The sequence below is a fragment of the Mycolicibacterium chengduense genome (assembly GCF_033741155.1).
Classification (GTDB): domain Bacteria; phylum Actinomycetota; class Actinomycetes; order Mycobacteriales; family Mycobacteriaceae; genus Mycobacterium.
Window position 1 is genome coordinate 596,333 of sequence record NZ_JAWQNH010000002.1, and the last position, 23,862, is coordinate 620,194.

General features: G+C 68.0%; 11 protein-coding genes. 4 read left to right on the top strand and 7 right to left on the bottom strand.

Going from position 1 to position 23,862, the window contains the following annotated elements:
• Positions 1 to 2 precede the first annotated feature (2 nt).
• The 3 genes from pe to SBI67_RS08480 form a co-directional block, all read right to left on the bottom strand.
• On the bottom strand, positions 3 to 1,133 hold the full coding sequence (gene pe / locus SBI67_RS08470) for an acyltransferase PE (RefSeq protein ID WP_318980113.1): 1,131 nt from the start codon (positions 1,131 to 1,133) through the stop codon (positions 3 to 5).
• Positions 1,130 to 4,108 (bottom strand): MMPL/RND family transporter, encoded by a 2,979-nt coding sequence (locus SBI67_RS08475; protein ID WP_318980114.1) that lies wholly within the window; start codon positions 4,106 to 4,108, stop codon positions 1,130 to 1,132. Before SBI67_RS08475 ends, pe begins: the two co-directional genes overlap by 4 nt.
• 94 nt (positions 4,109 to 4,202) lie before the next feature.
• Complete coding sequence (locus tag SBI67_RS08480) at positions 4,203 to 5,624, bottom strand: condensation domain-containing protein (protein ID WP_318980115.1); 1,422 nt, start codon at positions 5,622 to 5,624, stop codon at positions 4,203 to 4,205.
• A gap of 363 nt (positions 5,625 to 5,987) precedes the next feature.
• On the opposite strand from SBI67_RS08480, the gene SBI67_RS08485 reads away from it, so the two are divergent.
• The gene (locus SBI67_RS08485; protein ID WP_318980116.1) at positions 5,988 to 16,844 is read left to right on the top strand and encodes a type I polyketide synthase; all 10,857 of its coding nucleotides are present in this window, start codon (positions 5,988 to 5,990) and stop codon (positions 16,842 to 16,844) included.
• Position 16,845: 1 nt separating this feature from the next.
• On the opposite strand, the gene SBI67_RS08490 is transcribed toward SBI67_RS08485, so the two are convergent.
• Positions 16,846 to 17,925 (bottom strand): NAD(P)H-dependent amine dehydrogenase family protein, encoded by a 1,080-nt coding sequence (locus SBI67_RS08490; protein ID WP_318980117.1) that lies wholly within the window; start codon positions 17,923 to 17,925, stop codon positions 16,846 to 16,848.
• A gap of 258 nt (positions 17,926 to 18,183) precedes the next feature.
• On the opposite strand from SBI67_RS08490, the gene SBI67_RS08495 reads away from it, so the two are divergent.
• The gene (locus SBI67_RS08495) at positions 18,184 to 20,019 is read left to right on the top strand and encodes an acyl-CoA dehydrogenase (RefSeq protein WP_318980118.1); all 1,836 of its coding nucleotides are present in this window, start codon (positions 18,184 to 18,186) and stop codon (positions 20,017 to 20,019) included.
• A gap of 55 nt (positions 20,020 to 20,074) precedes the next feature.
• Here the strand turns inward: SBI67_RS08495 and SBI67_RS08500 are convergent, their stop codons facing one another.
• The gene (locus tag SBI67_RS08500; protein ID WP_318980119.1) at positions 20,075 to 20,977 is read right to left on the bottom strand and encodes a putative endonuclease domain-containing protein; all 903 of its coding nucleotides are present in this window, start codon (positions 20,975 to 20,977) and stop codon (positions 20,075 to 20,077) included.
• 211 nt (positions 20,978 to 21,188) lie between these two features.
• Between SBI67_RS08500 and SBI67_RS08505 the strand changes: the two genes are divergently transcribed.
• Both SBI67_RS08505 and SBI67_RS08510 read left to right on the top strand, forming a co-directional pair.
• Positions 21,189 to 21,788, top strand: a complete 600-nt coding sequence (locus SBI67_RS08505; RefSeq protein ID WP_318980120.1) for a ClpP family protease — start codon at positions 21,189 to 21,191, stop codon at positions 21,786 to 21,788.
• Between the two features lie 28 nt (positions 21,789 to 21,816).
• Entirely contained in the window at positions 21,817 to 22,410 is a 594-nt protein-coding gene (locus SBI67_RS08510; RefSeq protein WP_318980121.1) for a ClpP family protease, read from the top strand.
• Here the strand turns inward: SBI67_RS08510 and SBI67_RS08515 are convergent.
• Together SBI67_RS08515 and SBI67_RS08520 are read right to left on the bottom strand one after the other, a co-directional pair.
• On the bottom strand, positions 22,407 to 22,730 hold the full coding sequence (locus SBI67_RS08515; protein ID WP_318980122.1) for a helix-turn-helix domain-containing protein: 324 nt from the start codon (positions 22,728 to 22,730) through the stop codon (positions 22,407 to 22,409). The genes SBI67_RS08510 and SBI67_RS08515 overlap by 4 nt on opposite strands.
• A 221-nt stretch (positions 22,731 to 22,951) precedes the next feature.
• Positions 22,952 to 23,860, bottom strand: a complete 909-nt coding sequence (locus SBI67_RS08520; protein ID WP_318980123.1) for a TIGR03564 family F420-dependent LLM class oxidoreductase — start codon at positions 23,858 to 23,860, stop codon at positions 22,952 to 22,954.
• Positions 23,861 to 23,862: the final 2 nt, after the last annotated feature.

The following is a 23,862-nucleotide window of genomic DNA, read 5'->3' on the forward strand; positions in this document are numbered from 1 at the left end:
CCCTACCGCACGTTGTGATCCAGCACGTACTGCAACCCGGCCATCAACTGCGACAGCGGATCGGTCCCTCCGCTACCGAAGGCGGCCGCACTGGCCCCCGCGGTAACGACCGCAGGATCGTAGCCGCGGACAGGATCCACGGTGATGGGCGCGGTCAGCGGGTTGTCGTTACGCGTATACCCGGCATCCACATAGGGTTTCAGCACCCCGTCGAGCTTGTTCAACGTGCCCTCGTCCACCCCGAGGTACTTGAACGGGAGAACCAGCGGCAGATGCTGCTCGGGGATCATGTACGTCGTCGTCTTCGCACCCCGCGAGTTGTACGTCACCGCGACGTTCTGGGGCGGCACATTCGATGGGTTGGTGAATGCCACCGCGGTGTGACCGGTGGCCAACCCGACGATGGCGTTGGTGACGGAGATGATGTTGTCCTGGCGCTGGGGCCAATCGGCGATGCTGTCGTACGGGGAGATGAACTGGTAGGTGTCGTACTGGCTGTCGACCTCAGGCGGCATCGTGAAGTCCAGCGACGGGACGACGCTGCCCACCGGAAAGTTCTGCCGCAGGAAGCTCTGGCCGAAGGGGTGGGTGGCCAGCGGATCGCCGAAAGTGGCGAAGGACAACTGATTCGGCGGTGGCGCGGCCGGATCGTTGGCCAGCCGGTTCTTCACCGCGTTGAGCACCATGGCGCCCTCCGACAACCCCATGGCGGTGCCGCTGCCACCGGCCTGAATCGCACGGATGAGGTTGCCCTCACCAACGTCGACCGATTCGCCGATACTCGGGCCGTCGAGCCCGAGACCCGGGAACCCGTCGTCCAGCTTCCCGATGCCCGGGAACAGCCGTTCCAGGGTGTGCCCCTGAACCTGACCTGCCGGATACCAGATGTTCTGGCGGTCCAATCCGGGGAACCAGTCCGCGCCGGTGCGACGGATGTATTCGTCATAGGGAATGCCGAGCACGTGCGCGCCGCCGAGGGCGTAGGCCTTGCCCGGCGTGCCGCGCGGTGTCGGGGTGTCGGCACCGACACCCGGCGCGGGTGCCGGCTCGTCAGCAGCCGCGACACCCAGACCCGATGGCCCCATGGCACTCACGGTGAGCACCACGGTCGCGACGGCGAGTAGTTTCTTCATGCCTGGCTGCTCCCCTGCGCTGTCCCTCGTGATGGCCACCAGTTCGCCTTGCCGACCAGCGTAGCGATGGCGGGCACCGTGATCGTGCGGACGACGAAGGTGTCCAACAGGATCCCGGCACCGATGACGAACCCGCCTTGCACCACCGTACCGATGCTGGAGAACAACAGACCCCACATCGACGCGGCGAAGATCAAACCGGCTGCGGTGATGACGCCGCCCGTCGACGACAGCGTGCGGATGATGCCGTAGCGGCTGCCGTCCGGCGACTCGTCCCGCAGCCGCGACGCGAACAGCAGGTTGTAGTCCGCCCCGACGGCGACCAGCACCACGAACGCCAGCGGTGGCACCGTCCAGTGCAACGGCTGGTGGAACAGGTACTGGAACACCAGCACCCCGATGCCCAACGCCGCGAAGTACGAAACAACCACGGAGCCAACGAGATACAGCGGCGCGATCAGCGACCGCAGCAACAGCATCAAGGTCACCAGCACCACGATCAGCGTGACGGCGATGATGAAGCGGATGTCGGCCTGGTAGTAGTCACGGGTGTCGCGAAGCGCGGCGGGATAACCACCCATCGAGATCGACGCGTCGGCCAGCGAGGTGTTCGGCTGGGCACCCTTGGCCGCATCCCGGATCGCGTTGACCTGGTCCATGGCCTCGACGCTGAACGGATCGAGTTTGGTGAGCACCAGATACCGCGCCGAGTGGCCATCGGGTGAGATGAACATCTTCGATGCGGCCTTGAAGTCCGGCAGCTCCAGCACCTCGGGCGGGATGTTGAAGCCCGCCATCGCCGGAGCGGCCGCGTTCTGCTTCATCGACAGCAGGAAGGCCGACGCCTGGTCCAGTCCGGAACGCATCAGCTGGATCTGATCGACCACCTGGTTCACGCCCGTCGCGACCTCGCGGCTACCGGTGGCCGACCGGTCGGCCTGCTGCCGGATCTTGCCGAGGGTGGCCTGGGCACCGGCAGGCGAATCCAGCCCCATCGTCTTCATCAGCTTGGTGATGGTGGTGAAGGCATTACCGAGCTGATTCAACGACGCGTTCAACGACTGCTTGTCCTGCATCGACTGCAGTTGCCCGGCAAGGTTGTTGATCTCGTCGAGGGTGCCGTCCTGCCGGGCCTGGGCCAACCGCGAGAAGTGGATGCGGGTCTCGCTGCACGACGGATCGAGATCGCAGGTGACGTTGCCCTGCAGCGCGGCCAGCACCGGGCCCACCCAGCCGAACATGTCCTTGGCCGCCGTGACGCTGATACCCATCGAATTGCCGAGCTGGTTGATGCTGTCGACCAGCTTGGCGCCGACCTCGACATTGCGCACCAGCTTGTCGCCGCCGTACTGACCCCGCATCGTGGAGAACGCGTTGACCATCTGCTGGATGCTGGTGGCGATGCCGTTGACCTGGCCGCGCACGTCGCCGAGCCCGGTGGCCAGCGTATCGGCTCCCTTCGACAACCGGTTGAGGTCGTCCATGTTGTCGGCGATCATGGCCGAGCCGGTGCCCAGCCGGTCACCGACCAGGCCGGCCTGATAGGTGGCCCGGAATTCCTGCGGCACCACACCGAGCGGGCGGGTGATACCGCTGACCATCCCGATATTCGGCACCTGGGTGATGCGTTCGGCCATCTGCTCGAGGTCGGCCAGCGCCTGCGGGGTGCGCAGGTCGTGCGGTGAACGCACCAGGACATAGGACGGGATGGACTGGTTGAGGTCGAAGTGCCGTTCCAGCGCGGCATAGCCCACCGAGCTGGGATCCGTGGCCGGCACGGCCTTGCGGTCGTCGTAGTTGTATCTGGCCAGCCCGACACAGCCGGCGAGCAGGAGCAACACCAACATGCTGGTGACCAGGTGCAGCCGTGGCCGGCGCACGATGCGCGCCCCCGAGCGCCGCCACATCCGGGCGGTCATCTCCCGCCGCGGCGTGACCCAGCCGCGCGGCCCCACGATCGCCAGGATGGCCGGGAGCAGCGTCAGCGCGGCGAGGAAGGCCACCCCGATACCGATCGCCGAGGACACCCCGACCGTGGAGAACACCCCCATCCGGGCGAAGCTGATACCGAGGAAGGTGAGGCCGATGGTGGCGGCCGACGCGGTGATCACCTTGCCCACCGAACCCAACGCATGCCGCACCGCGTCGTCGGAGCCCTCACCGAGTCGCACGTAATCGTGGTAGCGACTGATCAGGAAGACGGCATAGTCCGTCCCCGCACCGGCGATGATGGCGCTGAGCAAGATGATGGCCTGATTGGACACCCCGAGGCCGGTCAGCTGGGACAACCCGGCCACCACCGACTGCGCGATCACCAGCGAAATGCCGATCCCGGTCAACGGCAACAGCATGGTGATCGGATTGCGGTAGACCACCAACAGCACCAGTAGCACCAGCACGCCGATCGCGATCTCGATCGGCATCCGGTCCCGCTGACCGGCGACGGTGAGGTCGGCGACGGTGGCGGCCGGTCCGGTCAGATGCACCTCCAACGGGCCGCCTGCGGTGTTCTGTTTGACGATCTCGGCCACCCGGTTGTAGGCGGCATAGGACTGCGGGGTGCCCAGCGCACCGGCGAGGCCGACCGGCAGCACCCAGGATTTGTTGTCCTTGCTGGTCAAAAACGAACGCAGCGCCGGTGTTCCGACGAAATCCTGCAGCATGACCACGTCTTGCTGATCGTCACGCAAGGCGTCCACCAGCTTGCGATAGGTGGCCTCGTGCACGCGGCCCAGTCCGTTCTCGTCGGTGAGCACGATCAACAACAGATCGTCACCGCCGGGCTCCTGGAACGCCTCGGTCATCTGCCGGGCCGCCACATTGGACGGGGCATCGGCGGGCAGCATCGCCAGCGGATGCTTCTGGGCCATCTCGTTGAGGCTGGGGAACGACAGCGGCAACACCACCGCCAACGCCACCCAGATCCCGACGACCGCGTACGGGAACCGCACGACGAAATCGGCTAGCCGTCGCACGTCGCCCCCACTGGTGGTCCCTGCACTCGGGTGGTCCCGAAGATCTTGCTCACCGGATCAGACCGCACTGGCCTCGCCGAACTCATGCCGCGCGTCAGCCAAAACGACCCCAATCGCCGGTATCGGCCACCTGTTCGCAGACCGACTTCATCGTTGCTATGTAGCGCGCCACCGACTTCTGGGCGACCGGGTTGTCGGGGAACATCACCGACATCACGGTCCCGGCCTCGTGCCGGAATACATAGATGGTGAGCTGATAGGAGAATCTGCCGTCGGAGTAAATTCCGATATTGTTCGAATATCCCATCTCGGCAGCGGCGAGAACCGCGTTGAGCGGAGCGGCACCGCCGTGCAAGAAGTTCGAAACCGGGAAGTTCGGGCGCGGCTTGTCCAGCCACGGCGCCAATTCCAGCACGCGATAATAGGGCACTCTCGCCAGGTTGAGACCCGAATCGAAAGATGTCTGCGCCGCCCACGCGGCTTCGGCAAAAGTGGTCGCGGCGATCGGCACGGTGATCGGCACCAGGCCGGTGAACCAACCCTGCGTCATGAAGTTGTCCGACGTCCGCCGGGTATCCCTCGGTGTCAACCCGTAGTAGGTGGCGGCGCCGGTCAGCTCGTGCTCGACCATGGCGGTACAGGCAAATAGGCCACCGACGAAGCGGGTGCCCGCCGCGGTACAGGCCGCATCGAACCTGGCGGTTTGCTCGGCATCCAGCAGCATGTCCCCGACCATGTCGGCCACCGTCGGCTCCGCCGGGTTACCCAGCGGTAGCGGGAACTCGGGCAGGCTGTTGTTGTTGTTCTCAGCAAACTCGATCCAGGCCTGCACCTCCGGCGAATCGACGGTCAGATTCGCTGTCGATTCGCGTTCCTTGACGCAGAAATCGTCAAACCGGCCCGCCTCGGGCAACGGCATCGGCTGGCCGCTCTGGGTCAGCGATGTGTACATGCCGTGCGCCTCGAGCATGGTGATCCCGATCAGCGCGGCATCCCCGTGCACGTGGTCGATGCTGGCGTAGAAATCGAAATGATCTTCGCTCTGGACAATGCCGAAAGAAAAGCATCCCCATTCCAACGGACTGGGTATGTCGACAATATGTTTGCGCGCGTCTTCGGCCGTGATTTCGCCGTGGTTGACGGGTTCGAATTCGATATCGTCGGGGTCGGTAATGGTGCGTCTGACAATATCGCCGGAACCCGAGTATTCGAACCAACTGCGGTACGTGTCATGCCGCCGCAGATAGGCGTTGATGGCGTGGTTCATCGCCTCGATGTCACATTTACCAGGCACTTCGCAGGTAGCGATGATCTGGCGGGAATAGTCGAGGCCCGCGGCTTCCTGGTGGTAGACGCCGCGAATGTGTTGGCCCTGCATATAACTGACCGGCACCGCACTGACGGGCGCTTGCCGCGCCTTGTCCATCGCCGCATTTGTCGGGTGCCAGGACGTCACGACGCCCGGGCTCGGCGCCCAATCATCGATTGTGCCGATGGTGATCTTCCCGATTTGCACTAAATCCCTCCCGGGTTGAAGCGGCGACGGCGGCGGTCCAGCAACACCGGCGGCGACTTCACGATAGCGGCTCCGGCGGCGAAGGTCGCCGATACGCCCCTGTGGGCGGGCTTTGAGACCTCTTGGCGAGACCGCCTAAGCGGGTGTTGCGGCACGCCGACCCGCGGGCCGCCGGCGAGTGTTCACCTGACCGGAAACCTCTTCGTTCAGCAACTCGCATGCAATACTGACCGGCGGGAGATGGGCCGGCCGCTGCCGACGACGGTGAGCGCGCCACGGCTGTTCGGAAACACTCTGACCCTGACGCGGTCTCCCGCTTGCATCGAAACGTCATCGACCCGACGCGGGGGAGCACAACCTTTCATGGCATCTACCGAACACACCACGGGCCAGCAGCCCCGGTTCGCGATCATCGGCTACGCCGCGCGCCTTCCCGGTGCCGCCGATGCCGATCAGTACTGGGATCTGCTGCACCACGGTCGCGACGCGGTATCGGAGATCCCGAGGGATCGCTGGGACCTGGACGAGTTCTTCGACGCCGACGCCTCCACCCCGGGCAAGGTCGTCACCCGTCGGGCGGGGTTCGTCGACGACGCCGTCGGGTTCGACGCGCCCTTCTTCGGGATCTCGGCCCGCGAGGCCAGGCTGATGGATCCCCAGCACCGACTGCTGCTGGAGACCTCCTGGCAGGCCGTCGAACATTCGGGCACCGCGCCGACCGCTCTGGCCAACACCCGCACCGGGGTGTTCATCGGGCTGTCCACCCATGACTACCTGGCCATGGCCTCCTCCGAGCTGACCTACCCCGAAGTCGAGGCTTATCTGGCGATCGGCACTTCCGGCGCGGCCGGGGCGGGCCGGATCAGCTACCGGCTCGGGCTGCACGGCCCGGCCGTCACCGTCGACACCGCGTGCAGCTCGTCGCTGGTGGCGATCCACCAGGCCTGCCAGGCCCTGCTGCTGGACGAATGCGATATGGCCCTGGCCGGTGGCGCGAACGTGTTGCTGAGCCCGGCCACCATGATCACCTTCTCGCAGTCCCGGATGCTGTCGCCCGACGGGCGCTGCAAGACCTTCGATGCCGCCGCCGACGGCTACGTCCGCGGCGAGGGCTGCGGTGTCATCGTCATCAAGCGGCTGGAGGACGCGCTGCGCGACGGCGACCGGATCCGCGCCGTGATCCGCGGCAGCGCGGTCAACCAGGACGGCGCCTCCGGCGGGTTGACGGTGCCCAACGGCGTCGCCCAGCAGCGCGTCATCATCGAGGCGCTGGACCGGGCCGGTGTGCGTCCCGTCGACGTCGACTACCTGGAGGCGCACGGCACCGGAACCTCGCTGGGCGACCCGATCGAGGTCCAGGCCGCCGCCGCGGTGCTGGGACGCGACCGCGACGCCGACCAGCCCCTGCTGATCGGCTCGGCCAAGACCAATATCGGCCACCTGGAGGCGGCCGCCGGGATCGCCGGCGTGCTCAAGGTGGTGCTGGCACTGGAAAACCAGGAGCTGCCCAAGCACCTGCACTTCCAGAACCCCTCCCCGCACATCCCGTGGGACCGCATCCCGGTGCGGGTGGTGGACGAGACCACCGCGTGGGAGCGCAACGGCCGGCCCCGGATCGCGGGCGTGAGCTCGTTCGGGTTCTCCGGCACCAACGCGCACGTCATCCTCGAAGAGGCTCCGGTCCCCGCCCCCGTGCCGGCTGCCGCAGAAGACGACCGGCGGTTCCAGGTGCTACCGCTGTCGGCCCGCACCCCGGCCGCGCTGGTGCAGACCGCGCAGCTGTATCGCAGCTGGTTGAGCGCGCATCCGGAGGCCACCCTGGCCGAGCTGTGCCTGACCGCAGGAACCGGGCGGGCACACCTGGAGCACCGGGCGGCCCTGGTGGTGAACTCCGTCGAGTCCGCCCGCGAGCTGCTGGGCGCGCTGGCCGACGACCGGCCCGCCCCCGGGCTGGTGCGTGGCGAGTGTGCCGACGCCCCGAAGACCGCGTGGCTGTTCCCCGGGCAGGGCAGTCAGTACGCCGGGATGGCGCGCGAGCTGTTCGAGACCGAACCCGTGTTCGCCGAGACGTTGCGGCGCTGCGCCGACGCCCTGGACACCCCGCTGCTCGACATCATCTTCGAGGCACCCGACGGTGACGTGACGCTGCGCCAGACCCAGCACGCCCAGCCGGCGATCTTCGCCGTGGAGATGGGCCTGGCCCGGTTGTGGCAGTCGTGGGGATTCGAGCCGGATGTGGTGCTCGGGCACAGCGTCGGCCAGTACACCGCGGCCTGCGTGGCCGGGGTGTTCAGCCTCGAGGACGGTGTGCGGCTGCTCGCCGAGCGGGGCCGGCTGTTCGGCGAGCTGCCCGCCGGCGGGCGGATGGCCGCGATCTTCGCCGATCCCGATCGGGTAGAACGCCTTACCGACGAATTCCCCAGCCTGTCGGTGGCGGCCTACAACGGCGCCAACACCGTGCTGTCCGGTCCAGGTGCCGACCTCGAGCAGGCGGTGTCGGGACTGACGGCCGACGGAGTGCGCTGCGAGTGGCTGGACACCAGCCACGCCTTCCATTCGGCGCTGCTCGATCCGGCACTGGACGCCTTCGAGGCGTATGCCAACACCTTCGAATTCCAACCGCCACAACGCATCCTGGTGTGCAATCGGACGGGTTCGGCACTGGGCCGCACCGCGAAGCTGAACGGGGCCTACTGGCGCCGGCATGCGCGCCAGCCGGTCGAATTCGCCAAAGGCGTCGCGACCCTGGCTCAACTCGGTTGCACCGTGCTGCTGGAGGTCGGGCCGCAACCGGTGCTGACCGCCGCCGCGATGCGCGCCTGGCCGGACCCGGCCACGGCCCCGCGGGCCATCGCGTCCATGCGCCAGAACGGCGCCGACCACCGGCAGATCGCCGAAGCCCTGGCCAGCGCCTACGTGACCGGGCATGTGCCGGACTTCGCCGCGTTCGTGCGTGAGCCGGCCCGCAAACTGGACCTCCCGACCTATCCGTTCCAGCACCGGCACTACTGGTTCCGGGACAAGCAGACCCAACCGGCCAGGACCGACAGTGCGCGTACCGAAGCGGTCCGGCTGCTCGAAGAGGGCCGCATCGAGGAACTCGCGGCGTTGCTCGGCGGGACGGACGGCGCCACCGATGTACTGAGCAGGCTTGCCGCGCAACATAATCGGCAGCGCGATGCGCAGTCCATCGCCGATGCCCGCTACGAGATTCGGTGGCAGCAGGCCGCTGCCAGCGCAGCCGTCGCCGGTGAAGGTTCGGCCTGGCTGGTCGTCGGCGACGACACCGCCGTGATGCAGCCGCTGCTGGATGCGCTGAGCACCCACGGACACCGGCACCGCACTCTGGGCCTGCCGGCGTCCGACGCCGACGAGGAACGACTGCGCGCCGAACTGCGCGCCGCGGTGGAAGATGAACCGGGGCTTCGCATCCTGCACGTCGCGGCGCTCGATGCCGACACCGCGCCGACGATGAAATCGCTGCTGCGCATGCAGCACCGGGTGCTGGCCGGCACCCAGCGCCTGTTCCGCGCCGCCGCCGACCTGCGTGCACCCATCTGGGTGGTGACCCGTGGCGCACAGCATGTCACCGACGCCGACACCGTGTCGCCGGAGCAGACCGCGCTGTGGGGGTTCTGCCGCGCGGCCGCACTCGAGTTCCCACAGGTGTGGGGCGGGCTGGCGGATGTGACAGTCGGCGGCGCCGACGAGTGGTCGCTGTTGATCAACCAGGTGGTGGCCGCGCCGCGCGGCGAAGATCAGTTCGCCGTGCGCGGGCACGCGGTGCACGTGCCCCGACTGGTGCGCCGTAGCGGGCAGCCGAATCCCACTACGTTGGAACTGCGTTCGGAGGCGACGTATCTGATCACGGGCGGGCTCGGATCGCTCGGCCTGGAGATCGCAGGGCACCTCGCCGGCCACGGCGCCCGGCAGCTGGTGCTGACCGGTAGGCGGGCGCCCAGTGCGGCCGCCCAGCAGCAGATCGACGCACTGTCCGCACAACACGGCTGCGCGGTGCGGGTGGTCACGGCCGACGTCGCCAACCCCCATGATGTCGCCCACCTCATCGCGACGGTGCAGGCCGAATTGCCGCCGCTGGCCGGCATCGTGCATGCCGCCGGGGAGAACAGCACCACCGCGCTGAGCACGTTGGAGCCCGCCGAACTCGACCGGGTGTTCGCCGGTAAGGTCTGGGGCGCTTGGTATCTGAGCGAGGCCGTCGCCGACATGGCGCTCGACTTCTTCGTCTCCACGTCGTCCATCTCGGCGGTGTGGGGCAGCTACGGCCAGACCGCCTACAGCGCGGCCAACGCCTTCCTGGACGGATTGACCTGGCGCCAGCGCGAACTCGGCGTCCCAGGGATCAGCGTCAACTTCGGCCCCTGGGCCGCCGGCATGGCCGACCCCGAGGCGCGCGCGCAGCTGGATCGGCGCGGTGTCCGCACGTTGTCGCCCGCCGATGCCCTGGCCGGCATGACCGATCTGATGGTCGGTACCGGCACGCACGGCGTGGTGGCGCGCATCGACTGGTCCCGGTTCCTGCCGATCTACCTGCAGACCGGGCCGCGTTCGCTGCTCGCCGAGGTCGCCGGAGAGGTGCCCGACGCCGTCGCCACCGTGTCCGGGCCGACCGGCTCCACCCGGCTGGTCGAGCAGCTGACGGCCGCACCGGTGCAGCAGCGCAAGAAACTGGTGCTGGAGTACCTGCGCGACGCCGTGGCCGAGGTGACCCAGGTCGACGCATCGGAGATCCGCGAGGAGGGTGGCTTTTTCGACCTCGGCATGGATTCGCTGATGGCCGTGGAACTGCGCCGCCGGCTGGAACAGGCGGTCGGCAAGGAACTGCCGGCCACCCTGGCGATGGACTACCCGCGGCTCACCGATGTCGCCGATTACCTGCTCGGCGACGTGCTGCACCTCAACGAGAAGGCCGGCGCCGCGACAGCGACTCGGCATGTCTCGTTGGCGACCTCGGCGACCGACGAACCGATCGCCGTCATCGCCGTCGCCTGCCGCTTCCCGGGGTCGCCCGACCCCGACGCCTACTGGCAGCTGCTGGCCGGCGGTGTCGACGCGATCCGGGAGATCCCGGAGGACCGTTTCGACGTCGACGACTTCTACGACCCCGATCAGCAGACCCCCGGAAAGATCTACACGCGCAACGGCGGATACCTGGACAGCGTCGACGGTTTCGATCCCGAGTTTTTCGGCATCTCCCCGCGCGAAGCCATCTGGATCGACCCGCAGCAGCGACTGATGCTCGAAATCGCATGGGAGGGTTTGGAACGGGCGGGGTACGCGCCGTCGGCACTGCGCGGCAGCCGCACCGGTGTCTTCGTCGGTGTTGGCGCCAACGAGTACTCACATCTGCTCGGCGAGTCGGTGGAGAATCTGGAAGCCCACTTCATCACCGGTAACGCACTCAACGCGATCGCCGGCCGGGTGGCCTTCACGCTCGGCCTGGAGGGGCCGGCGATGGCGGTGGACACCGCGTGCAGTTCGTCGTTGGTGGCGGTCCATCAGGCCAGCCAGGCCCTGCACTCCGGTGACTGCGATCTGGCCTTGGCCGGCGGGGTGAACGTGCTGCTGAGCCCGGCCTCGATCGTGGCGGCATCCCAGGCCAGGATGTTGTCCCCCGATGGCCGCTGCAAGACCTTCGACGCCGCCGCCGACGGCTACGTCCGCAGCGAAGGCTGCGGTGTGCTGGTGCTCAAGCGGCTGTCGGACGCCCAACGCGACGGTGACCGGATCTGCGCGGTGATCCGCAGCAGCGCGGTCAACCAGGACGGCGCGTCCAGCGGCCTGACGGTGCCCAACGGTGGTGCGCAACAACGCCTGATCACCTCGGCACTGTCGCGGGCCGGGCTGACCGGCGGGGACGTCGACTACCTGGAGGCACATGGCACCGGGACGCCGCTCGGCGACCCGATCGAGGTGCAGGCCGCCGCGGCGGCCTACGGCGCCGGCCGCGATGCGGACCGGCCGCTGCTGATGGGGACGGCCAAAACCAACATCGGGCACCTGGAGTCGGCGGCCGGGGTGGCCGGCCTGATCAAGGTGGTGCTGTCGCTGCAGCACGAAATGCTGCCGCAGACACTGCATTTCACCAACCCGTCGCCGCACATCCCGTGGGACAGCCTGCCCGTACGGGTGGTGGACGAGGCGACGCCGTGGCCCACCAACGGCCGGCCGCGCCGCGCCGGTGTCAGCTCGTTCGGATTCACCGGCACCAACGCCCACGTGCTGCTCGAAGAGGCGCCGCAGCCCGCCGAGGACACCGCCGACGATGCACCCGAGGCACCGCGCGAACCGCTGACCCTGCTGCCGCTGTCCGCACGGTCGGCCGCCGGGTTGACGGCGTTGGCCCAGCGGTACGCCGCCTGGCTGGATGCGCACCCGGACACCCTGATCGGGGATGTCGGCTTCACCGCAGGGGCCGGCCGGGCGCACTTCGAGCACCGCGCCGCGGTGGTCGCCGGTTCAGCCCAGGAAGCCCGGCAGCTGCTCGACGAGTTGGTGGCCAACCGGTTGCGGCCGGGCGTGGTCCGCGGGGAATGCACCGATCCGCCCACCACGGCGTGGTTCTTCCCCGGCCAGGGCAGCCAGTATCCGGGCATGGCACGCGAGCTGTTCGAGACCGAACCCGTGTTCGCCGACACCGTCCGGCGGTGCGCGCAGGCCGTCGACGGCATGCTGCCCCAGCCCCTGCTGGATGTCCTGTTCAGCAGCGGTCGTGAAGCCGCGGAGACGTTGCGGCACACGTCTTTTGCCCAACCCGCGATCTTCGCGATCGAGATGGGGCTCGCCCGGCTGTGGCAGTCCTGGGGCATCGAACCCGACGTGGTGCTCGGCCACAGCGTGGGCCAGTACGCGGCGGCGTGTGTGGCTGGGGTCTTCAGCCTTGAGGACGGCGCCCGGCTGATCGCCGAACGCGGCAGGCTGTTCGGCAGTCTGCCCGCCGGCGGCCGCATGGTGGCGGTGTTCGCCGACCCGCAGTACGTGGAGGACGCCGCCGAGGCATTCCCGCGGGTGTCGGTGGGGGCGTACAACGGCCGCAACACCGTGTTGTCCGGCCCCGGTGAGGATCTGGAACAGATCGTCGCCAACTGCAGTCAGGACGGCGCCCGCTGCACCTGGCTGGAGACCAGCCACGCCTTCCACTCGGAGCTGCTGGATCCGGTGCTCGACGAATTCGAGGCGTTCGCAGCCCAATTCGACTACGCGGTGCCGACCCGGCCGCTGGTGTGCAACCGGACCGGCGCGGTGCTCACCGCCGACACCCCGATCGACGCGCTGTACTGGCGGCGGCATTCCCGCCAACCCGTGCAGTTCACCGAGAGCGTGCGCACCGTCGCGGCGCTGGGTTGCTCGGTGCTGATGGAGATCGGCCCGCAGCCGATTCTGACCGCGGCCGCGCTGCAGTGCTGGCCGGAGTCCTCGGATGCGCCGCGCACCATCGTGTCGCTGCGCAAGGGCGCCAACGCCCAGCGTCAGATCACCGAAGCGCTTGCCACGGCATACATCTGTGGGCACCGGCCCGACTTCGCCGCCAAGCAGCACGCCACGGCTCGCCGGCTGGAGCTGCCGACCTATCCGTTCCAGCGTCGCCGCTACTGGCCCAAGGCCTCCGGTTTCGCAGGCGGCGGCGATGGCATCCGGGTCGCCGGGATCCTGGGCAGCGCCAAGGATCTGGCCTCGGGTGACACCGTGTACAGCAACGTGTTGTCGGTGAAGACCCAGCCCTGGCTGGCGCATCACGTCATCTACGGGACCGTCGTCGTGCCCGGCGCGACGTACGCCGCGATGGCACTCGCCGCGGCCGGTGCGCCGGCCCGGGTCAAGGAAGTGTTCTTCTACGAGCCGATCATCCTGCCGGACAAGGCCGCTCGCGAGGTGCAGTTGACGCTGCACCCCGTCGACGACGGCTGGAAGTTCCAGGTACACAGCCGCCCGCACGGGGTGCGGGACGCGGAGTGGTCGCTGAACTCCGACGGCAGCCTGTTGGCCGGCGCCGAGGCCGACGAGGAACCGATCTCGGTCGACCCGGAGGAGGCGATCGAGCAGATGAATCGCACCCGCCCGCAGGAACTGTTCGACATCTTCGCCGACATGGAACTGGCCTGGGGGCCGACCTGGTCGACATCACTGAAGTCGTTGTGGGTCGGTGAGGGTGAGGCCATCGGCGATATCGCCATCGGTGAGGAACTCGCCGAGCATCTCAGCGGCGAGCCGATTCACCCGGTGCTGCTGGACCTGTGCACCGGTGTCGCGTTCCCGGCCTTCCCCGCCATCCTGGCCGCCGAACAGGGCATGTCGGATCTGTTCCTGCCGCTGCGCTACGGGCAGGTCCAGGTGCAGGAGAAGATGCCGCGGCGCTTCTACTGCCGCGCACGCTGGCACGAGAGCGCCCTGAACGGCGAAACCCAGGTGTTCGACCTCGATTTCGTGGACCGCGACGGACGGATCCTCGGCGGCATTCGGGAGTTCACCGTCAAGCGCGCCCCCCGGGAAGCGCTGCTGCGCGGACTCGGCGGGGATTCCACCCGCCTGCTCTACACGGTGGGCTGGCAGGAGGCCGCCGCGCCGGGCACCGAGGACGCCGAGAAGGCGACCGGCACCTGGCTGGTCGCCGGTTTCGACGCGCTGGCCGCCGCGGTGCCCGGTGCCGTGGCCGTCGACAACGTCACCGATCCGCAGTCCTGGCAGCGGGCGTTCACCGACGCCGCCGACCAGGGCACGCCCGTGGCCGGGATCGTCTGGCACGCGTCGGGACAATCCGATGCCGGCCTGGCGTCCCGATTGGAGGCGCAGGTGGCCGGACTGCTGGCGGCCGCGCAGACCGCTGCCGAGAACAAGGGCCTGCCCGGCGGGTTGTGGATTGTCACCGATCGTGCGGTGGCCACCGAACCCGGCGAGCCGGTCGATCCGGTGCAGTCCGCCCTGTGGGGATTCGGACGCACCCTGATCGCCGAACAGCCGACCCTGCGGGTCCGGCTGGTGGACGGGGATTCGTCGGCGGAATCGCTGAGCTGGCTGGCCGGTGCGCTGGGGACCCCGGTGACCGAGCCCGAGATGGCGGTGCGGCAGGGACGTTTCCTGGTGTCGCGGCTGCTGCACTGGGCGCGCAGCGGCCAACTGCCGATGCCGCGTAGCGACGACTACCAGCTGGCGCCGACCGAGCGCGGCGCGATCGACAACCTGCGGCTGATCGAGAAGGAGGTGACCCCGCCCGAGCCGGGCGAGGTGCAGGTCCGGATCGAGGCCGCCGGCCTGAACTTCCGCGATGTGCTCAACGTGCTGGGCCTCTACCCCGGTGATCCCGGCCCGATCGGTGGCGACCTGTGCGGTGTGGTCACCGAGGTGGGTTCCGAGGTCAGCGGATTCGAGGTCGGTCAGCGGGTCTTCGGTTCGATGCAAGGGGCGTTCGCCAGCCGGCTCAACGTCCCGGCGCCGCTGCTGGCCGTGGTGCCGGACGGGATCGGCGCGGTGGACGCGGCGACCATTCCGGCGGCGGCGCTGACGGTGCGGCTGGCATTCGACTGGGCGAAGTTGCGCCCCGGCGACAAGGTGCTGATCCACGCGGCCAGTGGTGGTGTCGGGTTGGCCGCGGTGCAGATGGCCAAGCAGTTCGGCGCGACGGTGTTCGCCACCGCGAGCAAGTACAAGCAGGCCACGCTGCGGGCGCTGGGTGTGGACTACGTCTATGACTCCCGCACAACGGATTTCGCCGATCAGATTTTGGCGGACACCGACGGTGCCGGCGTGGACGTGGTGCTCAACAGCCTGACCAACGAGGGCTTCATCGAGGCGACGGTGCGGGCCACCGCCCAGGGCGGCCGGTTCGCCGAGATCGCCAAGCGCGATATCTGGACGGCCGAGCAGATGGCCGCGGTCCGGCCCGATATCGACTACGAGATCGTGGCGCTGGACGTGACGATGATGACCGACCCCGATCACATCCAGCTGCTGATGAACGAGGTGGCCGACGGGATGGCCACCGGCGCGTGGACGCCGGTGCCCGCCGAGGTGTACCCGCTGACCGAGGCCAGGACGGCGTTCCGGCGCATGCAGCAAGCCCGGCACATCGGCAAGATCGTCGTGCAGATGCCGAAACCGCTGCAGCCACACGGTGACCGGACCTACCTGGTGACCGGTGGGCTCGGCGCGCTGGGGCTGCACACGGCGGCGTACCTGGCTCAGCTCGGGGCCGGTGACATCGTGTTGACCAGCCGCCGGGCGCCCGACGCCGAAGCGCAACAGGCCATCGACGCCATCACCGAGCGCTACCACTGCCGGGTGCACGTGTTCACCGCCGACGTCGGCACCGAATCTGAGGTGGCGGCGTTGCTGGCGAGGATCCGGGCCGAGCTGCCGCCGCTGGCCGGTGTGGCACATCTGGCCGGTGTGCTCGACGACGCGCTGCTGCCCCAGCAGGATCTGGACCGGTTCCGGACCACGTTGGCCCCCAAGGCCTATGGCGCCGATCACCTGCACCGGTTGACCAAGGACGACGAGCTGGACTTCTTCATCCTGTACTCGTCGGCGTCGGCGGTGCTGGGTTCGCCGTCGCAGGCCAACTACGCCACCGCCAACGCCCTGCTGGACGGGCTGATCGCCCAGCGCCGGGCACAGGGGCTGCCGGGGACGGCGGTGAACTTCGGTCCGTGGGGCAGCGGCGGAATGGCCAGTTCGCAAGCGGCAGTGGCCAATCTCAGCGCGCAGGGCATGATGCCGCTGGAGCCGTCGTCGGCGCTGGCCGCGCTCGGCGAGGCGATCCGGCACGGCACGGCGCAGGCGACCGTGCTGAAGGCGAACTGGCAGCGCACCGCGAAGATGCTCGGCGGCATCCGGCCACCGCTGCTGGATCAGGTGCTGCCCAGCGGCGACGGGGCGAGCACCGGCGACAGCGAGCTGCTCCGTCAGCTGCAGGAGTTGCCGGTGGCCGCGCGGGCCGGGTTCATCACCGAGTTCCTGCAGAAGGAAGTCCAGGGTTTCCTGCGGCTGGCGCAGCCCCCGGCCGCGTCGAGCAGATTCCTGGACCTGGGCACGGACTCGCTGATGGCCGTCGAGCTGCGCAACCGGCTGTTCGGTCAGTTCGGCGGGAAGTTCGACATCAGCCCGACGGCGGTGTTCGACTATCCGACCATCGGTGAGCTCGCCGAGCATCTGGTATCGCAATTGCCCGACGCCGAGACGCCGGAGTCGGCGCCCACGGAATAGGTCAGAGCCAGCGGCTCGCCGCTACCTCGGCCGGAAGTACCGAGCGCAGTGGCACATCCAGCCCGTCGTAGATACCGGCGGGCTGGGTGGCCAGCCATTCGACGGCACCCAACAGCCGGTTGGCGGCGGTGGTGTTGCCGCCGTCGGCGCGGGTTCCGCCGGGGACGTCGGCGCGGGTGGTGATGGTCAGCTGCGGGTCACCGTCGACGATGACACGGTGATCGCCCACGCCCTGGTCGGGCTGGGGCCAGTGTGGGGCGCACGACGGGTGGATGCGGGTGATGTGCTCGATGATCACCCGCCGCTCGCCGGCCGACCAGCCGATCACCTTGAGGTAGAACGCGCCCTGGGTGCCCTTCTCGAACGGCCCCAGCACGGTGTCGACGGTCTCGTCCAGCGGTAGTCGCTCGAGCTCCTCGGTGATCTCGTCGATCTCGATCCCCAGCCCACGGCCGATCATCCGGACGTTGCCGCCCCACACCATCGTCGGGATCGTCGGGAGCAGCATCATCGGGGTCTCGTCCATGGAGCCCCCGAAACCACACGACACCTTGACGGCGAACGGCTGGTTGTAGGTGGAGTAGTCGAAGATCTCCTGGCAGGTGATGGTCTTGATGCGGGTGCACAGGCTGGCGGCCGTCACGGCGAGCGCGTCGTTCCCCCAGCCCGGGTCGACACCGCTGACCAACAGCGACGCCTGCCCGGCTTGTGCTGCGGCGGTGAGCCTTTCGACCCACTCCGGCGGCGCCGAACGCGGGTCGTAAAGCGAGTACAGCGACGGCGTCACCACGTGCGCGCCGGATTTCAGGGCCCGCTCGATATCGGCGATGGCCTCTTCGGGCCGGATGTCACCGGACGCCATATAGGCCACCGCGTCGGCCGTGCCCAGCGCCGCATCGACGTCGGTGGTGGCGGCGATACCGGTGAGGCCGGGCAGGCCGGCGAACACGGCCGCGTCCCGGCCCGCCTTCTCGGTGGACGAGGTGATGACCCCGGCCAGCTCCAACCCCGGAAAGGCCAGTGCCGAACGGATGGTCGTCGCGCCCATATTTCCGGTTCCCCATACCACCACGCGTCTCATCCGCCTCACATTAGAGGTTTGATGGGCGTTTCCGTGGCGAGCATCACAGATCACCCGTTTTAGCACGTCAACCGCCAAAAACGGGCCTCGTGACCGGCCCAATCAACCAGCGGGTTGGTTCGCTGGCGCAAATTTGCTCCACACCCCTTTGAGATGGGGTTACCGAGCGGTATAGTTCTGGGCAGTTACTGGTGGGTAACTTAGCGTGGCGTGAGTCCAAGTACCCAACCGACAGTTCCATCTCATTGAGGAGAAACCGTGGGGCATTACAAGAGCAATGTTCGTGACCAGGTCTTTACCCTGTTCGACGTACTCGGCCTCGATAAGGCGCTCGGCGCCGGCTCATTCAGCGATCTGGATGCCGACACCGCCAAGGAGATGATCTCCGAGATGGCGCGCCTGGCCGAGGGCCCGGTCGCCGAATCGTTCGCCGACGGTGACCGCAACCCGCCGGTGTTCGATCCCAAGACCCACACCGTCAAGCTGCCCGAGTCGTTCAAGAAGTCGGTCAAGAAGACCATCGAGGGCGGCTGGAACAAGGTCAGCCTTGACGAGGAACTGGGCGGCGTGCCGGCTCCCAAGGCGCTGCTGTGGGCGCTCAACGAGCACATCCTGGGCGCCAACCCGGCCGTCTGGATGTACGCCGGCGGTGCCGCCTTCGCCCAGATCTTCGCGCACAACGCGACCGACGAGCAGAAGAAGTGGGCCGTCATCGCCGCCGAGCGTGACTGGGGCGCCACCATGGTGCTGACCGAGCCCGACGCGGGCTCCGACGTCGGCGCCGGCCGCACCAAGGCCATCAAGCAGGAGGACGGCTCCTGGCACATCGACGGCGTGAAGCGCTTCATCACCTCCGCCGAGGCCGATGACATGTTCGAGAACATCTTCCACCTGGTGCTGGCCCGCCCCGAGGGCGCCGGCCCCGGCACCAAGGGTCTGTCGCTGTTCTTCGTGCCCAAGTTCCACTTCGATTTCGAGACCGGCGAGCTGGGCGAGCGCAACGGCGTCTACGTCACCAACGTCGAGCACAAGATGGGCCTGAAGGTTTCGGCCACCTGTGAGCTGACCTTCGGCCAGCACGACAAGCCCGCCGTCGGCTGGCTCGTCGGCGAGGTACACAACGGCATTGCGCAGATGTTCGACGTCATCGAGCAGGCCCGCATGATGGTCGGCACCAAGGCCATCGCCACCCTGTCCACCGGTTACCTGAACGCCCTGGAGTACGCCAAGGAGCGTGTGCAGGGTGCCGACCTGACCCAGATGACCGACAAGACCGCACCGCGCGTGACCATCACGCATCACCCGGACGTGCGTCGTTCGCTGATGACCCAGAAGGCCTACGCCGAGGGCATGCGCGCGCTGTACCTGTACACCGCGACCTTCCAGGACGACGAGGTGGCCAAGACCCTGCACGGTGTCGAGGCAGACCTGGCACTGCGGGTCAACGACCTGCTGCTGCCGATCGTGAAGGGCTACGGCTCCGAGCAGGCCTACGCCAAGCTCACCGAGTCGCTGCAGACCTTCGGTGGGTCCGGCTTCCTGCAGGACTACCCGATCGAGCAGTACATCCGCGACGCCAAGATCGACTCGCTGTACGAAGGCACCACCGCCATCCAGGCGCAGGATTTCTTCTTCCGCAAGATCATTCGCGACAAGGGCCAGGCGCTGTCCTACGTGGCCGGCGAGATCGACACGTTCATCAAGAACGAGTCGGGCAACGGCCGCCTGAAGACCGAGCGTGCGCTGCTGGCCACCGCCCTGGAGGACGTGCAGGGCATGGCCGCCACCCTGACCGGCTACCTGATGGCCGCGCAGGAGGACACCGCCAGCATCTACAAGGTGGGCCTGGGCTCGGTGCGGTTCCTGCTCGCCGTCGGCGACCTGATGGTCGGCTGGCTGCTGCAGCGTGAGGCCGCCGTCGCGATCGAGCAGCTGGATGCCGGTGCGTCCGGCGAGGACAAGAAGTTCCTCGACGGCAAGGTTGCGGCCGCGTCGTTCTTCGCGAAGAACTTCCTGCCGCTGCTGACCAGCACCCGCGCCGTCATCGACGGCATCGACAACGAGGTCATGGAGCTCGACGAAGCTTCCTTCTGATCTGTCACGAGGAGAGCCCCAGGTCTGAGGACCTGGGGCTCTCCTCGTTTCGGCGCTATGCGGGTCGCGAGCGTGCAGTCAGATCAGGGATTCTTCGCTTTTCGCGGTCTGTATGCACGCTCGCCTCCCACGCGACCGACAGCCGGTGCAGAATATCGGCTTTCGCGTGCCGTTTGACCACCCGAATCCGGCGCCAGTGGAGTTCGTCGAGATCCTCCGAGCGGGCGATATCACGCGCGAACTGTACCGGGTCCTGCCGGTGGTGATCTCCGTCGTACTCCAGCGCGAGTTTGATGTCTTCCCAACCCATGTCGAGGTAGTACCGTCGGCGCCCGTCGACACTGCGGACCGGGATCTGGGTGCTGGGCCGCGGATAGCCGGCACGCACGACCATCAGCCGCAACCACGTTTCCCGCGGCGACTCCGCCCCGGCGTCGGTGAGATCGAGCGCATCCATCAGCTGACGCATCCCGCGTGCGCCCGCGTGCCTTTCGCGCGCCAGTTGAAGGACGTCGGCGGCCTGCAATCCTGTGGCATTGCCGAGCGCATCCAGCCGGGCCACCGCGTCGTCGAGCGAAGAAGACCGGCGGCCGAGGTCGAACGCCGTTCGCTCCGGCGTCGTGATCGGTAGACCGCCACATAGCATCACTTCGGACGCGACGAGTTCGCCTTTGTGCGTGACGATTCCCTCGGGCGGACGACGGTTCGGCGAGAACAGCTCAACGGGTAGCGACTCGTCGACATAGCGAGCTCGGTGCAATGCCGAGGCCGTCAATCCTGCGATGACGCCGGTGCGGTGCGACCACAGCCACGCGGCATAAGCCCGTTCCCACGCCGTGGGGCGGTGACCACGAGGGATGTAGACATTCGGAAAGAGCGCCGTGTACTTGGTACGCAACTGATGCTTGGGTAGCAGCCCGGAAGCGACGGCTTCGCTGCCGACGAACGGGATGGGCATGCTTCACCCTGCGCGAGCGGACAGTGGAGACGGAAGCCAAACTCGGCGATCTGTGGATTGATCGGTCATTGTGCACAGACTCGATTCCGACGGTGCACTCAGATCGCGAAATGACGCGAACCCGCACTCTGTGTGCACGCTCGAGGAGATGGCGTTCTGCTCAGAGCAGCGTGGGCTGGGCGCCGGGCGCCTGAGACGGCAGGGTCGAGGCATGTCCGAGAAACCACCCTTGTTCAGCCGGCAGTTACGAGAAGAGTTGTTCCGCAAGCGGGTTCTGGTGCTCGACGGCGCCCTCGACGACGACAACGGCACCGTCCTGGTCACCCAGTTCCTCACGCTGGCCGCCGATTCCAGCGACGACATCTGGTTGTGGATCCACTCCCCCGGCGGCTCGGTGCCGGCCATGCTGGCCATCAGGGACGTGATCCGTCTGGTGCCCGCCGAGGTCGGCACTCTGGCACTCGGATTGGCCTGCAGCGCAGGGCAGTTCCTGCTGTCCTCGGGTACCCCCGGGAAGCGCTTCGCGCTGCCGCACGCGCGCATCCTGATGCACCAGGGCTCGGCAGGTATCGCCGGGTCGGCGGTCGAGGTGGAGGTGCAGGCCGACGATCTGCGCCATACCCGCGACACCGTGCTCGGCCTGATCGCCGCGGACACCGGGCAGGACCTCGAGCGCATCTTCACCGACTCGCTGCACGACCGCTGGTTCACCGCCGAGCAGGCGCGCGAGTACGGCTTCATCGACCACGTCGTCGAGGACTTCGGGCAGATCGCGCCGAACCGTAAGCAGCAGTTGGGAATTCACGCATGAGCGAGGCTTGCCGAGGGAGTCGACAGATATGAGCACCTACACCATCCCCAACGTCATCACCCGCACCACCGGCGGCGAACGCATCATGGACGTGTACTCGCATCTACTCAGCGAGCGCATCGTCTACCTGGGCACCGCGATCGATCCGGGTGTCGCCAACGCCCTCATCGCGCAGCTGCTGCATCTGGAGGCGGACAACCCCGAGCAGGAGATCGCGCTGTACATCAATTCCGAGGGCGGCGACCTATCGGCCATGCTGGCGGTCTACGACACCATGCGCTTCATCAAGGCGCCGGTGGCGACGACGTGCGTCGGCCAGGCCGTCGCCGCGGGCGCGGTGCTGCTGGCCGCCGGTGCGCCGGGTCGGCGATCGGTGCTCCCGCACACCAGGGTGGTGCTACACCAACCCGCCGCACAGGGTCGCGGCACCATTCCCGACCTGATCCTGCAGGCCGACGAGGTGGCGCGGGTGCGCAATCAGCTGGAGCACATCCTGGCGCGGCACACCGGGCGCAGCACCGAGCAACTGCGCCACGACACCGACCGCGATCGCGTCTTCGACGCCGAGGCGGCGGTGGCCTACGGCCTGGCCGACCGGGTGCTCGACCAGCGAAACGGCTAGGCCGCCAACAACATCGGGCCGGACACCGGGCGCCCGGTAGGCCGGCTCAGGTCCGCCGAGATGCCGCCGAGCAGACGCAGCAGATCGGTGCCCAGCGCCCCGCACACCGCGGCGATCATCTCGCTGGACGGCTCCTTGCGGCCCCGCTCGATCTCGGAAAGGTACTGCGGTGAAACGCCCGCCCGCTCGGCCACGTCGACCAGCCGCTGCCCTTGGCGTTGACGGGTCGCGCGCAACCGGCGGCCCAGGACCTCTCGCCACAGCGGATCCAGCGGCTCTGGCGCCCGCCGGTGGGGGTGGATACGAATGACCTCGCCCATGCCAGCATCCTCGCCGTCATCGGGTCGTCGTGCAGGCGTGTTCACCATCAGCACAAAAATGGGCGGGTTCGGGAAGGACACTTGAGGGGCGTCTTCTCTACCTTGCGGTATGGCACGCGGCCGGATCTTCTCCTCTGTTCCGGCTCTTTGGAATCTGTCACTTCCCGAACCCGTCGTGCGGTCGACAGTACACCTGTGATCAAGATCACACCAGAGCCCCTTCAGTCCGCATCCAACGCCCGCAGCAGGGCCCTGGTACGCGCCCTGACCTCGGGCGATGCATCGAACGGCACGCCGACGTACTCGTCGACGCCGGCGCTGCGCAGTTCCTCGACACGTGCGGTGACCGTCGCCTCGTCGCCGATCAGCGCGGCGTCGGCCGGGCCGGCGTATCCCTCGCGGTCCAGCATCGCGCGGTACGACGGCAGCTGCCCGTACATGGCGAACTGCTCGGCGGCCTGGGCCCGGGCTCCGTCGATGTCGTCGGTCACGGCCACCGGCAAGGCGGCGACCACCCGTACCGGCCGATCACCGGCCGCCTCCCGCAACCCGGGGCCGACGTGATCGCCGAGGGTCTTGGGGCCCGTCATCCACGTCACGGTGCCTGCGGTGCGCCGCCCGGCGATCTTGAGCAGCTGCGGCCCCAGCGCGGCGATGTAGACGTCGGGGCGTGGGGCGCCCGGGATCTGCACGGCACCGCGGGTGGTGACGGTCTCGCCCGTCGCGTCCGCGGGCTCACCGGCCAGCAGCGGCAGCAGCCCGTCGAGGTACTCGTTGAGGCGGCGGACCGGCTTGTCCCAGGGGATACCCCACATGCCTTCGGTGACGGCGGCGTGTGTCATGCCCAACCCGAGGATGAACCGGCCACCGGCGATGAGGTTGAGGGTCAGCGCACGTTGGGCCATCAACATCGGGTGCACGTTCTGGATCGGCACCACTCCGGTACCCACCTCGATGCCGTCCACCTCCCGCAGGGCCACCGCGAGCACGGTGAGAAGGTCCGGCTCATAAGGCATCTGGGTCATCCAGACCCGCCGGAAGCCCTCGTCGCGGGCCTGGGCGAGGAAGTTCACGGTGGCGTCCACCGGTGATCCTGCGCCGCTCAACGATCCGATGATGCTGATCTGCATGA